At 52.7% G+C, this 13,161-nt stretch carries 15 protein-coding genes and 1 pseudogene; 10 read left to right on the forward strand and 6 right to left on the reverse strand.

What is annotated here, in order from left to right:
• Positions 1 to 5: 5 nt before the first annotated feature.
• The gene (locus tag KI228_RS22585; protein ID WP_141227311.1) at positions 6 to 1,196 is read right to left on the reverse strand and encodes an MFS transporter; all 1,191 of its coding nucleotides are present in this window, start codon (positions 1,194 to 1,196) and stop codon (positions 6 to 8) included.
• An 85-nt stretch (positions 1,197 to 1,281) separates the two neighbouring features.
• On the opposite strand from KI228_RS22585, the gene KI228_RS22590 reads away from it, so the two are divergent.
• The 3 genes from KI228_RS22590 to KI228_RS22600 all read left to right on the forward strand — a co-directional run bounded on the left by KI228_RS22590 (position 1,282) and on the right by KI228_RS22600 (position 3,058).
• Positions 1,282 to 2,076, forward strand: a complete 795-nt coding sequence (locus KI228_RS22590; RefSeq protein WP_141227312.1) for an AraC family transcriptional regulator — start codon at positions 1,282 to 1,284, stop codon at positions 2,074 to 2,076.
• A gap of 459 nt (positions 2,077 to 2,535) precedes the next feature.
• Positions 2,536 to 2,784, forward strand: a complete 249-nt coding sequence (locus KI228_RS22595; protein ID WP_048030981.1) for a type II toxin-antitoxin system Phd/YefM family antitoxin — start codon at positions 2,536 to 2,538, stop codon at positions 2,782 to 2,784.
• The gene (locus tag KI228_RS22600) at positions 2,774 to 3,058 is read left to right on the forward strand and encodes a type II toxin-antitoxin system RelE family toxin (RefSeq protein ID WP_141227313.1); all 285 of its coding nucleotides are present in this window, start codon (positions 2,774 to 2,776) and stop codon (positions 3,056 to 3,058) included. The genes KI228_RS22595 and KI228_RS22600 overlap by 11 nt, the downstream gene beginning before the upstream one ends.
• Positions 3,059 to 3,073: 15 nt before the next feature.
• Here the strand turns inward: KI228_RS22600 and KI228_RS22605 are convergent.
• From KI228_RS22605 to umuD, 3 genes and pseudogenes are all read right to left on the reverse strand, one after another.
• Positions 3,074 to 4,416, reverse strand: a pseudogene (locus tag KI228_RS22605) (ISNCY family transposase).
• A 389-nt stretch (positions 4,417 to 4,805) separates the two neighbouring features.
• Positions 4,806 to 6,077, reverse strand: coding sequence for a Y-family DNA polymerase (locus KI228_RS22610; RefSeq protein ID WP_141227314.1), 1,272 nt, complete (start codon positions 6,075 to 6,077; stop codon positions 4,806 to 4,808).
• Positions 6,077 to 6,508, reverse strand: coding sequence for a translesion error-prone DNA polymerase V autoproteolytic subunit (umuD, locus tag KI228_RS22615; RefSeq protein ID WP_040078803.1), 432 nt, complete (start codon positions 6,506 to 6,508; stop codon positions 6,077 to 6,079). Before umuD ends, KI228_RS22610 begins: the two co-directional genes overlap by 1 nt.
• Before the next feature lie 231 nt (positions 6,509 to 6,739).
• On the opposite strand from umuD, the gene parM reads away from it, so the two are divergent.
• The 5 genes from parM to KI228_RS22640 all read left to right on the forward strand — a co-directional run bounded on the left by parM (position 6,740) and on the right by KI228_RS22640 (position 9,690).
• Entirely contained in the window at positions 6,740 to 7,711 is a 972-nt protein-coding gene (parM, locus tag KI228_RS22620) for a plasmid segregation protein ParM domain-containing protein (protein ID WP_212807616.1), read from the forward strand.
• Between the two features lie 2 nt (positions 7,712 to 7,713).
• Positions 7,714 to 8,391: a plasmid partitioning/stability family protein gene (locus KI228_RS22625; RefSeq protein WP_212807608.1), complete on the forward strand. Its 678-nt coding sequence runs from the start codon at positions 7,714 to 7,716 to the stop codon at positions 8,389 to 8,391.
• A gap of 2 nt (positions 8,392 to 8,393) precedes the next feature.
• On the forward strand, positions 8,394 to 8,657 hold the full coding sequence (locus tag KI228_RS22630) for a hypothetical protein (RefSeq protein ID WP_040078806.1): 264 nt from the start codon (positions 8,394 to 8,396) through the stop codon (positions 8,655 to 8,657).
• A gap of 10 nt (positions 8,658 to 8,667) precedes the next feature.
• The gene (locus tag KI228_RS22635; protein ID WP_141227316.1) at positions 8,668 to 8,871 is read left to right on the forward strand and encodes a hypothetical protein; all 204 of its coding nucleotides are present in this window, start codon (positions 8,668 to 8,670) and stop codon (positions 8,869 to 8,871) included.
• 351 nt (positions 8,872 to 9,222) lie between these two features.
• Positions 9,223 to 9,690 (forward strand): hypothetical protein, encoded by a 468-nt coding sequence (locus KI228_RS22640; RefSeq protein WP_212807609.1) that lies wholly within the window; start codon positions 9,223 to 9,225, stop codon positions 9,688 to 9,690.
• A 309-nt stretch (positions 9,691 to 9,999) separates the two neighbouring features.
• Here KI228_RS22640 and KI228_RS22645 read toward each other — a convergent pair whose 3' ends face one another.
• Complete coding sequence (locus KI228_RS22645) at positions 10,000 to 10,893, reverse strand: dihydrodipicolinate synthase family protein (protein ID WP_141227317.1); 894 nt, start codon at positions 10,891 to 10,893, stop codon at positions 10,000 to 10,002.
• Positions 10,894 to 10,913: 20 nt separating this feature from the next.
• The gene (locus tag KI228_RS22650) at positions 10,914 to 11,609 is read right to left on the reverse strand and encodes a B3/B4 domain-containing protein (RefSeq protein WP_141227318.1); all 696 of its coding nucleotides are present in this window, start codon (positions 11,607 to 11,609) and stop codon (positions 10,914 to 10,916) included.
• A gap of 43 nt (positions 11,610 to 11,652) precedes the next feature.
• Here KI228_RS22650 and KI228_RS22655 point away from each other — a divergent pair, with 43 nt between their 5' ends.
• Together KI228_RS22655 and KI228_RS22660 are read left to right on the forward strand one after the other, a co-directional pair.
• Positions 11,653 to 12,255, forward strand: a complete 603-nt coding sequence (locus KI228_RS22655) for a helix-turn-helix domain-containing protein (RefSeq protein WP_212807610.1) — start codon at positions 11,653 to 11,655, stop codon at positions 12,253 to 12,255.
• 75 nt (positions 12,256 to 12,330) lie between these two features.
• The gene (locus tag KI228_RS22660; protein ID WP_141227319.1) at positions 12,331 to 12,792 is read left to right on the forward strand and encodes a GNAT family N-acetyltransferase; all 462 of its coding nucleotides are present in this window, start codon (positions 12,331 to 12,333) and stop codon (positions 12,790 to 12,792) included.
• Positions 12,793 to 13,161: the final 369 nt, after the last annotated feature.

Here is a 13,161-nt window from a genome sequence, read left to right on the forward strand (position 1 = left end):
AACGGTTACCCTGCCGAGGCGGCAGGTTCGAGGCAGACGTTGCGTCCTGCGGCCAGTCCGGTACAGGCACCGGCCACCGTTATTGCAGCGGTCATCAGCAACGGTACTGTCCAGCCACCGGACCAATCGTGGACTTTACCCAGCAACAGGGGACCCATCGCGGCCATCAGATAGCCCACACATTGCGCCATGCCTGACAGTGCCGCAGCGTCGCCCGCATTTGTTGTCCGCAATCCGATGAAGGTCAGACCCAGCATCATGCTGGCACCGCAGCCAAATCCCAGAATGGCAGCCCACAGCATCGACAGGCCTGGTGTATATAACATTCCGATAAGGGAAATTCCCGACAGCAGACTGACAACAACGGCCGCCAGTTTCTGATCCTTAAGACGACGCAGCGTGGCCGCCAGTATCAGCCCGGGTATCGCGGTGGTGAACTGCAGCATCCCGTGTACAGCGCCTGCCCTTTCGGGAGAGATGCCATTATCCGTAAGAATGGCCGGCAGCCATCCCACTGCCACGTAAAACGGCATGGCATTCAGCCCCATAAATAAAGTTACCTGCCATGCCAGGGGAGAGGTCCAGACTGAAACACTCGTGGTCTGATTCTGACCTGAGAGCCTGAGCTTCTGATGATTGATCAATTGCGGAAACCAGATAATCAGGGCAAGCGCTGGTGCTACCACCAGGAGGGCGAGCGCAGTATTCCAGCCAAGGTGTTGTGCAAGAGGAATGATAATGGCCGAACCCACTGCTCCAGCAGCCCCCATTGTGATGGAATAGGCACCCGTCATTGAGGCGACATTTCCGGCGAAGTCACGCTTGATAAGGCCTGGCAGCAGGACATTCCCCAGAGCGATACCGGTACCGATAAGTATCGTTCCGACATATAGCGCCCACATGCTGCCTGCAGAACGCAGCAGAATACCCACCGAAATAACCATCAGTGCGCAGAAAAGGGTGCGCTCCAGACCAAATCGACGGGCAATGGTCGCGCTCAAAGGCGAGAACACAGCAAAGGCAAATAACGGCAATGAGTTAAGCCATCCAACTGACGTTATACTCAGTTGAAAATGATCCTGAATGAGCGTTATAACCGGTGATATTGAAGTAAAAGGAAACCGCAGGTTGATGGCGATGAAAAGAATTCCTGACACAAGGGCGACAGAGTGCCACTTGCTTTTTGTATCTGACATATCTCACACGTTCTCTGAAAAAGAATGACTTTAAGGAACATGTGCATTACAAAATATAGATATTAAGACAACATATTGCTAAATCATGCCAAATCATAAAAAAGTGGTTTCCTCACCTGACGAGTTTGATGCAGATTCTTTTCCCCAGCCAGCCATCGCTCTGCAGGCGGTCCAGGCTCAGGAATATTCCGGCATCACCCCGCACTCTCACCGGAAAGGTCAGCTTATCCTGTCCCTGTACGGAGCAGTGAGCTGCGAAGTTCAGAATGCCCTGTGGCTTGTCCCTCCCCGGCATGCTGTCTGGATCCCGGGCAATATGCTTCACCGTTGCCAGGTGACGCAGAATGCCCGCTCCTGTTTTCTGTTTGTCGAGCCTAGCGCGGCTGTGATGCCTGAAATATGCTGTACGGTTGCCATAACGCCTCTTGTCCGCGAACTCATTCTTTATCTTGCTGCAGAGGCTCCCTGTTATTCCCCTGAAAGTAATACGTCAAGACTCGCAGCTGTTCTCCTGGAGCAAATTCCGGATTCACCGGTGGAAGCACTTCATTTGCCCATATCCGATCACTCCAAAATCAGGCATATGGCTGAGGCGCTTTTTGCGGATCCAAGTGACAGGACGACGCTTAAGCAGTGGGCTGCACGCCTGGCAACCAGCGAACGCTCGATGGCAAGATTGATGCAAGGTACGACGGGAATGAGTTTCGGACGCTGGCGCCAGCAGCTTCATCTGATGATTGCCCTGAATCATCTCGCCGAAGGTCAGTCGGTTCAGAGGGTATCCGGCACTTTGGGATATGACTCGGTGAGTGCCTTCATCACTATGTTTAAGAAAGCATTCGGGAAATCACCAACACAATATTTTGCTTCGCTGAATTGAATTATATTGGCAGGCTGAAACTTGAAGATCACTAAATAACTACGATGAACCCAAATGGATAGAGGCTTAATCCTTAAGAAGTGAGAATAATGGCGAGTGTCTGCTTCTCGCTCATTGCGGACATTAGCACAAACTATTTACCATAACGTCGCATTACGCGCACCGCTCAGACGGGCTGAACGCGTTTCTGGCGGTAACCGGGTAAAACAGGTAACAAACCCCCAACAAACCCGCCAGAAACGCAGGAGATGAATTTTAACTCAATGCATACAAACGCACAAAAGTGCTTAACCTCTGTTTTCAAAACATTTGTCTCCCCTCAGCCCTATTTATCCAACTTTTCTCAATAAGCCATATCACGCTATCCAACCTTGTTACTGGATAAACTTTAATTTAAAGCACCTTTAAAGGTGCATTTAAATGATCTACAATTAACACTCAAATTGAGGAGGTAACATTATGGCATTTCAGGTTCTTACCACTACTGCAGCCAGCATTACTGAGCTTAAACGCGACCCTATGGGTACTTTCCACGCCGGGGATGGCGCTCCGGTAGCCATTCTTAATCGTAATGAGCCTGCATTCTACTGCGTGCCACCGGCACTATATGCCCAGTTGATGGAACTCCTGGAAGATGAAGAGCTGGGACGGATGGCTGATGAGCGAAGCGGGGAAAGGGTTATTGAGGTAAATATTGATGACCTATAAGTTGGCTTTCAACGAATCCGCTTTGAAGGAATGGAAGAAGCTGGGTCATACACTACAGGTGCAGTTTAAAAAGAAGCTCAAAGAGCGACTGGAGAACCCCAGAGTTCCGGCATCACAGCTACATGGACGTAAGGACCAGTATAAAATTAAGCTACGTGGTGCCGGCTACCGTCTTGTCTATCGTGTAGAGGACGACATTGTCACAGTCACTGTAATCGGCGTAGGCAAACGCGAAAACGATGACATCTATAATGTAACCCTGAATCGCAATTGACCAGGGCTGTAAACACTATTTTGGAGTCGTGTCCGGGCCCATTTTCTTTCTGGGTAAAGTTGGTGGCTTCACATCATCATTGCTCTGCGTTCGCCGTGTCATCCAAGGATGGTCAGCAGCAGGTTTGACGTAATATTTTGAGCGCAAATCATACCTAGCATTATCCACGCGCTCATGTACGCTCTTTTCATCATCAAGCGGTATTGGTTCAGGCCCATCGACATATTTTTCGTAGCCCAACGGCCGACTTTCATGAAGCACCGTTATTTCACCGTTAAAGTTCTCGCAAATCGTGACAATCGCATGCCTGAGACGGTATCCCTGCCCTTCTGAACGGATCTGATATGCACTCGTTTTATACTGAAAGGTCAGATTCTTTGAAAGCACCCTGCGGGACTGATAACAGAGTATGTAGTTAAGTTCTTACGGAGAATGAAGAATTTCCCTGTGGGCATTACCATTTTCACGGGGGATCGAAGCGAAGCGAGAGTTGTAATCCTTCACAAACTCAGACAACCACAGGTTAGCTGATTCGATATCACTGATATTGCGAAGGCGCAATTCCTTGACCAGTCTGTCCTGTAACGTCTGATTGGCACGCTCAACCCGCCCCTTAGCCTGAGGGGTGTTAGCATGAATTGGCTCGATTCCAAGTGTTTTAATTGCACGTGTAAATTGTGTTAGTTCGCCTTCACGTTCCGGGTTATTCACACGGAAAATACTGTGTCTGTCTGAATACAGTGCAAGTGGACGCCCATACTTGTCGAGATAATCACGTAACGTTTCCATGTAAGCGCGGGTCGTTTCTGCAGGAGCGAAGCGGAGCGCCATCAGCGCACTGGTGGCGTCATCAATAAAGACAATTAATGTACAACGAGGCCCTCGAGCTTCAAACCAGTCATGCGGAGAACCATCAATCTGGATAAGTTCGCCGTAGCATGGTCGCCGTTGCCGACGCTGATAAATACGGGCAATTTTTCGGCGCCGCTCACGCCATAAACCTTCTTGAATCATCCATTTGCGCAATGTTTCGGCCGACAAAGCCAGCCCATGGATCTCCCGTAACTTTTCACAAGCAAAAGTCGGGCCGAAATCAGGATATTTATCTCTGACAAGTGAGATGACGAGAGTACGAAAATCCGGGGTAAAGGCATTGTTGGGTCGTTGTCCCCGGCGGCGGGAAACCAGCCCCTGAGGACCTTCGACCCGGTAGCGCTGAACAAGACGTTTTACCTGCCGGATTGAGATGCCTATACGGTCCGCAGCCTGCTCCTGGGTGATCTGCCGGCTGACTGAATCCCGAATTATCTGGAGACGGTCAATTCTTTAAGGCTCATGCTAATGATCTCTTTTGCCATGAAACATCCTGCCTGAGAAGTTATGGGGACATTTCAGAATGGGTCAAAAGGGACATTACTGCATAGGATTAACACAACACCACAACTGGGACCGTGGTCCCGACACCGCAACTGGGACCGTGGTCCCAACCCCACAATCAAGACCATAGTATCAATACGCAGGTGATGCAGTGGCTTTAATCCGACAAATGGGGATATTGCTTTATTTATCCTTCCCATAGTTTGATGACTCCTCAATACCAATTCTAAAGCCCCAAATTGTTATTGGTTCAGTACGGTGTGTAAGTAGAATATGTTAGTTAGGCTCCCTGGTGCTTCCTCGCTCACTCGCGGGCTTTGCCCGGTCGTTCGGCTGCGGCGAGCACTGCCGGCTCTCTTAGAAGCATAATTTAACTTATCCTCGCGACGGGGATATATTTCCAGCGGGTTGTATACGCCGGAGAAAGCAGGTCACGCTTCATTTGCCAGGCTGGCGCGATACCTCGACCGGCAAACCAGACATGTCCCTTTCCGGAGTGATTGATACCATCGAGAACTTTCATCAGTTCAGCACTGTGGGGGCGGGGCGGGCGTTCGTCAAAGAGCTGCAGCTGCGACACGCCGGATGAGGTGAAATCGTTGAGCATCACGCCGGCCTTTGCATACCGGTGTCCATCCTTCCAGATACGCTCCAGAGCGGTTGTGGCGGCCGCAATAATGTCACGGGTATCCTGAGTCGGGGTAAGGAGCTTTTCCGTAGCCACGTTGCCGTAATAAGGCTCTTTGACGGCAAACGGGGAGGATTTTATAAAGACTGAGATATGCCGGCAGAACTGGCGTTCACCCCGAAGTTTCTCCGCTGCCCGTTCGGCATACTGACAGATGGCCTGGCGAAGCGAACACAAGTCCGTGATTTTCTCACCAAAACTCCGGCTACAGACGATCTGCTGTTTGGTGGGTGGAGCCTCTTCGAGCGCGATACAACTTTCACCGTTCAGCTCGCGTACCGTTCTTTCCAGCACAACGGAGAAATTTTTACGCACAAAGGTGGGGTTCGTCAGGGCCAGGTCCAGAGCTGTCCTGATCCCCAGAACATGCAGCTTTTTCGCGATACGGCTGCCGACGCCCCAGATCTCTTCCACGGGCTGCAGTGAGAGCAGTTTCCGTGTTCTGGCCGGATTATCTGGCGTCAGGGCCAGCACACCCCTGAACTGTGCCCATTCCTTCGAGGCCCACTGGGCAGATTTGGCCAGCGTTTTAGTCGGACCCATACCGACACCGATTGTCAGCCGCGTACAGTCGTAAACGTGCTCACGAAGTTGCCGGCCAAAATCTTCGAAGTCGATGTACCCGTCTATCCCTCTGATATCCAGGAACATCTCGTCAATCGAATACTGCTCCACGCGAGGGGCCAGCTCCTCGAGGCAGCTCATGACGCGGGCAGACATTGACGCGTAGAGCTCGTAGTTGCTGGAGAACGCGAAAATCTTCTCCGGGTAGCTTTCGTTTTTCATCTGGAACCAGGGGGTGCCCATCCGCACGTATTTTTTACTCTCTGCGCTGCGGGCGATTACGCAGCCATCGTTGTTGCTGAGCACCACAACAGGCTTACCTTTCAGGTCCGGGCGGAACACCCGTTCGCAGCTGGCATAAAATGAGTTCACATCGGCCAGGGCAAACATCAGTACATTTCCCGGGTCCGGTGAATGATGTGGGTCACCACGCCGAAAATATCCAGCTCATCGGGGTCGGGGTAGATAGGTGCCCATGCAGAATTCATCGGCTGCAGAACCAGTCGCGGCCTCAGAAGCAGGCGCTTGACGGTAAATTCTCCCTGCAGGCTGGCCACCACAATATCGCCGTGCTGAGGCTTTTCCGCGCTGTCGACGACCAGAAGGTCTCCGTTAAACAGGCTGCCATCTGACATGCTGTCACCGCTGGCGCGCAGATAGTAGGTTGCGCTCGGGTGGCGGATGCAGTAGTCATGCAAATCCAGATCTGACTCAACGTAGTCCTGAGCAGGACTGGGAAATCCGCAGCTGGCCAGATCAGAAAAAAAAGGGTGCGTTTGTGGAGGAATCTCTTTCCCCGGGCTGAGCAACTGTAGCTTCATGTATCCCTCACGAGTTTAATTATACTGTTTTTTTATACAGTATATTCATGAGTCTTTGTTTAATCCAGTGCCAGTCCAGATTGCTCATTATGAGCATTCCGGAATACTCGATTCCTTCATCTATATCTTAATGGGTTATTTAATATGCTCAAACTGAGAATAAAAACTATTATTAATCCAATTTGATGCTATAGTGTGTATCACTTTGAGCATATTTAATGGAGCATAATGGTGAATATTTACTGCGACGATGGTTCAACTAATGTTAAGCTGGCATGGTTTGAAGGCGATGCGCTGCAAACCTGCATTTCTGCGAACTCATTCCGGCATGGCTGGAAGGTGGCGGAATTCAGCGCAGCGACGTTTAACTATCAGGTAGGTGCGCTGAAATACACCTGGGACAGTGTCAGCCGCGACGCCATCCCGACGACGAACGTGGATTATCAGTACGGTGATCTGAATCTGCTGGCCGTTCATCATGCGCTGCTGAACAGTGGTCTTGAGCCGCAGCCGGTTAACCTGACGGTAACGCTTCCTCTCAGCGAGTATTACGATCAGGACTGCCAGCGCAATGAGGAGAACATCCGCCGTAAGCGTGAAAACCTCATGCGTGAGCTGACGCTGAATAAGGGCAGGGCGTTTACTGTCCAGAGTGTTAAGGTTATGCCGGAGTCGTTACCGGCAGCATTCACCCGGCTCGCTGAGATCAAGCCCGGGCCGGATGAAACCACCCTGATTATCGATCTGGGCGGAACCACGCTTGATGCCGGCGTGATTGTCGGTCAGTTTGAGGATATCAGTGCGGTTCACGGAAATCCTTCAGTCGGTGTATCACAGGTTACGCGCGCAGCAGCAGGCGCACTGCGTGCTGCAGACAGCGAAACCAGTGCCCTGATTGCTGACAGCGTCATCCGTAACCGTGCTGACGGAGAGTATCTGCAGCGGGTCATCAACGATGCCGGTAAAATTGACTATGTCCGTACCCGAATTGATGAGGCCGTTGCTTCCCTGGCGGCCCGGGTGACCAGTGAACTCATCGCCTTCAGGAACGTGAACCGGGTATTTCTTGTCGGGGGGGGAGCTTCCCTGATTGAAGGGGCGATACGTCAGAGCTGGCCTCTGGCGGCTGAACGTATTGAGGTTATCGGCGATCCACAGCTGGCGCTGGCCAGAGAGATTGCCCTTTACAGTAAAGAGGACTAAACGTGCCTGACGGCCAGTATTCTTTCTATCTGCACAATGACGATCGCACAGATATCGCGGCGATGGCGACCATCAGCACCATCTCGCAGCCACTGCGGGGGGAATTCATCCGGACAGCCGCTGCCGCCGGCGCTGTGGCCTACCGGGCTGATGCCCGGCTACCGGCGCTGATCCCGGTGTTCTTTGACGGCCAGCTGAGCGCCGCGCGGCTTTGTGCCCTGATGGCGCTGGTCTCCGGCACCTGGTCGGCACTGTCTGGTTTACCTGATGAGCCTGATACCGGCGTGCCGGCGCAAGCCATCACGCCTGACGCGGACTCACGGCGCCGGCGTTATACACTGGCCCTTCAGGATGACCGGAGCAGTGAGCGGGTTGAAGAAATACTTGCAGGCGTATCATCCCGGCTGCGTGGCGAGCTGTTGAGAAACCTCATCATTTCAGGGCTGGCGCTCCATACGACAGCACCTGAGCTGCCGCGTCTGCTGACCAGTATGCCGGTACCTCCGGCCACTGCTGGCGAACTGCTGAATCTGGTCGGTCAGGTCGCTCAGCTTGTGCCGGTGGGGCTAAACACTGCTGCAGCCAGCGCGCAGGAGAAGCCTGTTTCACCTGAAAGAGCTACAGCCGGTGCGGAAACCAGCGGAATAAAGAAAAACATGCGGCGTGCATTTGGAGATTAAACGTGTCAGTGATCAAGAGAACCGCAGAACACCTTATTCATCGAATTCTGCGAGCCAGAAATATTCCGGAAGAGAAGTGGCCAGAGCTCGTCAAAAAGACCGGGCGAGGCATGATCCTGCTGGGCGTGGCATCAGTCGTCCCGCTGTTACTCGTTGATGAGGTATCCCTGACGGTGACAATTGTGCTGCAGGTAGCTTACGCCTGTCTGATGTGCCTCGGGGTTATCCTTGCGCTTGACAGCAAAAAGACTGAGAAACACTTCTGAAGGAAGACTCATGAAACTTGAAGATCTGAAAGATGAAGACCGGGAGCTGGTAGTGGTGGCATTGCAGGCGCTGCATCGTGAGCGGTTAACGGCTTCCAACGCAACCTTTACGTTCTGCCAGCTGGCCGGAAAGACCCCACCTCCGGATGATATCTTCGGGCTGCATGAGGCGCGGGACGCGCTGCGTCGTATTGGTGCCGCTCCCGCGCGATAAATGCGGCATAAAAAAACGGCAGGAAGACATCTCATTCCTGCCGTTAAAGTGTGCTGCATAATTTTTCGGCAAGTATAGGCTCTAAAAGTGTGATGTAAATCACAAATAATGGTAGGTCATTCGACCGCTGCCTTCAGGTTTTCCCCCGCCGTGCCTTCACGCTACCCCGGCCGCTGCGCCTGCAAGGGAAGCTAAACGCCTCCGTCTTCACCCGTTCGCACCCTTTACGGTGCATTCAGCCCGTAAAGGCCTTGCGCTGCGGCCTGTGACGTCGCCCCTGCCTGCTCCGCTAATAGCCGGGGTTTTGTGTCGGCACGGCGTGAGATGGCGCCGGATGCTGAGGACAAAACCATGTTCAGACTGACCTGTATTGATCTTGATTCAGGCGAGTTCGCGCTCTGTATTAATGGCCACGTTATTGCCAGTGCAGATAACAGCCACGACAAATTATTTGTGGGGGAGCTGCACGAGACGCTTTCCCGACTGCCGGGGGTACAAACGGATATGCTGCTGCATACGGTACCGGAAGAGGATGACTGGAACTGGAGCGACGTCGTGGACAGTCTGCTTACTCCCGTACCCGTGTCCCGTTATGACATGACCGTGGCCGGGATGATTGCGCGCCTGCAGGAGTATGTACCGGATACACCCTGTATGGGTACTTTCTGGCTGGCAGAAGATTTTCTGGCGCTCGATGACTGCCTGACGGAAAAGGAAGTTACGCAGGCCATGCACATCGCCAGTGACGGCCATGACGCGGCGATTGGGTTTAACTGGGATACGCTGCAGTACGCCATTGATCGCGTTAAGGCTCGCTAAAAAAAGAGGACGCCATCCGGGGGAGGGGCGTCCTCAAATCACACTACTCAATAGGTTGATAACTGAACAGACGTTTTCAGTGTCAAGAATCACACAGTTACGGTGCCTCCGCACCTGCCAATTCTGGCCGTTAACCGTCTTGATTTGCGACCCGCATTTAAGCTGAAATATTCTTCTGCTACATGCTACGGATAATGAATGTCTGCTTTGAGCGAGAAGCGGACATAAAGATGTTGCTTCAACATGCGATAAAAGATGATCACCTGCAGGTTTCGTCAGGACCGGCAGACAGCTGGTCCTGTGGGGAGATTATTTCAGTCCCAACACGCTTATCACGCGGGCAATTTCTGCGATACCGTCTGCTGACAGCGGCTGCAGTGGACGAGGCAGGCAATCCGTATCGGTCAGTCCAAGCACGCCAGCAGCAGCGGCGATCACACGAATACTCCCGCCATGTTTACGGAACAGCGCCCACAGTGGTTCCATTCGGGTTGTTAGTGCCGTGACGCGGGCATGATCCCCTGCTGCTGCTGCCTCAGTGATCTGTTTTGCGGTTTGCGGGAAAAGACCACCGCACACGGAGTACCAGATTTCACAGCCGGCATTTAATCCCAGCCCGGCATACGCATCGCCACTGATACCGATTGTCACTCCCGGGCGAAGATGTTGGCGTAGCGCACTCACCCGCTCAGCGGCCGCTGCCGGGCTGTCAGGAACACCCGGGATCTTAACCGAACAAACCCCCGCCAGCGATGACAGGCGACCGTGCAGTTCATCAGTAAAAGTAAAATGGGTGGTACCCGGATTATCATAGACACAGACCGGAACAGACGCGTGCCGTGTTACCGTTTCAAAAAGCGCGAAGACCTCTTCATCTCGGAGTGACTGGTAGCTGACCGCCGGAAGCAGCAGGGCATCCGCGCCTGCGGCCTGTGCATCATCGGCCAGATGCAGGATGGCATCAGTGCTGACTGCCCCCACACACACCATCACCGGGATATCTTCGGCAAGCTGTTTAGCCAGAGTCGCAATGCGCTTACGCTGCTCCCGGGTCAGATAAGCGTAGCTTCCGGTTGAACCCAGAATGCCCAAAGAATCAACACGTGCCGTCGTGAGGCGGGCTAGAATTTTAATAAACCCCTGTTCGTCGACGCCGGTGGCGGTGATCGGGGTTAACGGGAAAGCGGACAAGCCGGTGAACATCGTGTTTCTCCTGAATGATATTACTGGCATTGCTCTTCGATGAGAGCAACTTCAAACCACAGACCGGGCATCATTCTTTCAAGGCCGTCGGTCAGCATCTTCCCGGCTTCGTGAAGCATCTCGAGCGGCATCTGTGGGAGACTCTCGAGAATGAACCACATTTGCTGAGCTTCCACGTCCAGGCGGGTTCTGATCCCCTGCCGCCAGTTCCAGCGACGGCAGGTCACGCCAGCATCATCGCACCAGACAACCTCACCTTGCGAAGGATATTCAATGGCGCTCTCACCGTCTTTGACGGTATCAAAAGGCTCTGTTCCTTTTGCCACAACCAGACGCGGTGAACTCTGATAGGCAGCGATATTCTCTCCACCCACCGGAACGGCGTAGCGGAGGCTAACAGCGTTATAAAGATCAACAATGGGATCGAGCGCGGGCATCGTACCGTCACGTGATACGCGCTTACGTAGCGCATCCGCAGAACATGGCGTACGTTTCGGTTTAGCACCAAACGTCTGGTAAACCTCAGCCCAGGCGGCCAGATGAGATTCCGCCCATTCAGGTGCACCGGTCAAAACCGCTTCACATGCTTCTTGCAGCGCCGTTTGTCCAATATTAGGGTTAAGCACTGGTGCGGCTTTTACAGAGATACTGAGTGCCCGAAAGCCGGGCGCAATGCGATAAATTTCAGGGGCAATTGACGGAGAGACTGTTAACACGTGATAATCCTGTAATGACCGATTTATTACATGATAATGACCAATGACCAAAAAAGTCAATTTAATGACCGATGCAAATTCAATCGTCAACACAGTGAATAAAGCCGTCTCTCAGCGGATTAAGCTGTATCGCAAGCAAAAGAAAATTTCCCTTGATGAACTGTCCCGCCGGGCGGGCGTCAGCAAGGGGGCGCTGGTTGAGATTGAAGGGTGCCGGGCGAATCCCAGCATTGCCCTGCTATGCCGCCTCGCTGCTGCGATGGGTGTTTCGGTGGCTGATTTTGTGGATGTCAGCGCCAAACCGACAGTGCATCTCATTGCTGAAGATGAGATCCCTCAGTTATGGGAGGGAGAAAAAGGCGGGAGATCAAGGCTACTCGCAGGATCCGGTGGCCCCGATATGACAGAGCTCTGGATGTGGGAAATGCAGTCGGGGGAAAAATTTGCTTCACCCGGTCACACGGAAGGGACGCTTGAACTGTTTTATGTTCAGACGGGCACGCTGACACTGGGAGTACAGGACCATCTGTATCTGGTGAAAACCGGATGTTCGGCCACTGCCAGAACGGACATTCCTCACTTTTATGAGAATCAGGGGGAGGGCCCACTGGTATTCATCATGACAGTACATGAAAAAGCATCCTGAGCATGGCCCAATATAGAAACCAGCCCTCGCTAGCAAGGTTTGTCTGTTCACAAGTAAATGCAGAGGAGATATTCAGTGAGTAATAAGCATCTGAGTTTTACCAAAGGCCAGTTTACTGTCACAACCGACCCTGCTTCTTTTCAACTGGAAGCCATTCACGATTACCTCTCGCAATCTTCCTGGGCTCCTGACATTGATGTTGAAACGATCAGGATTTCAGTCCAGAACAGCCTTTGTTTTGCGCTTCTGGATGGAACAAGGCAAATCGGCTTCGCCCGTCTTGTCACTGACTATGCCACTTTTGGTTATCTGTGCGACGTCTATGTGCTGGATGAGTATCAGAAAAGCGGTCTTGGTCGTTGGCTGATTGAATGCTGTCACGCTCATCCGTTGATGTCACGCCTGCGACGAATAATGCTGCTCACCGACAGCGCGCCCTGGCTATACCAAAAACTAGGGTATAACCCGTTGAACAGGCCAGACTTTGTCTGGCAGATCAATCGACCAGACATTTATCGTAAAACTGAAGGTAAGTGAATTCCTTCGGAGAGTAATGACAAATGTCAATCCGTAGGGCTGGCGCGTCTGATCCATAAGAATTTGCCATATTCGCGAAGCAACTTTGCGATGTCCGCTTTTGGCACATAGCTGACAGCCAGCAAAATGGATGTCGGTTCCCTCCTCAATTATGCCGCCTGTCCGGCGGCGACGCTCCCCGCCGTGCCTTCACGCTAACCCGGCCACTGTGGCCACAAGGGTCCACTGCGTCTCTGTCCTCACCCGTTCGCACCCTTCACGGTGCATTCAGCCCGTAAAGGGCTTGCGCTGCGGCCTGCGGCATCGCCCCTGTGTCCTCCGCTTTCCGCCGGGTTTTTGTGGCGGCACGGCGCAACAGGGTGCCGCATA

It is taken from the genome of Citrobacter amalonaticus (assembly GCF_018323885.1).
Classification (GTDB): Bacteria; Pseudomonadota; Gammaproteobacteria; order Enterobacterales; family Enterobacteriaceae; genus Citrobacter_A; species Citrobacter_A amalonaticus.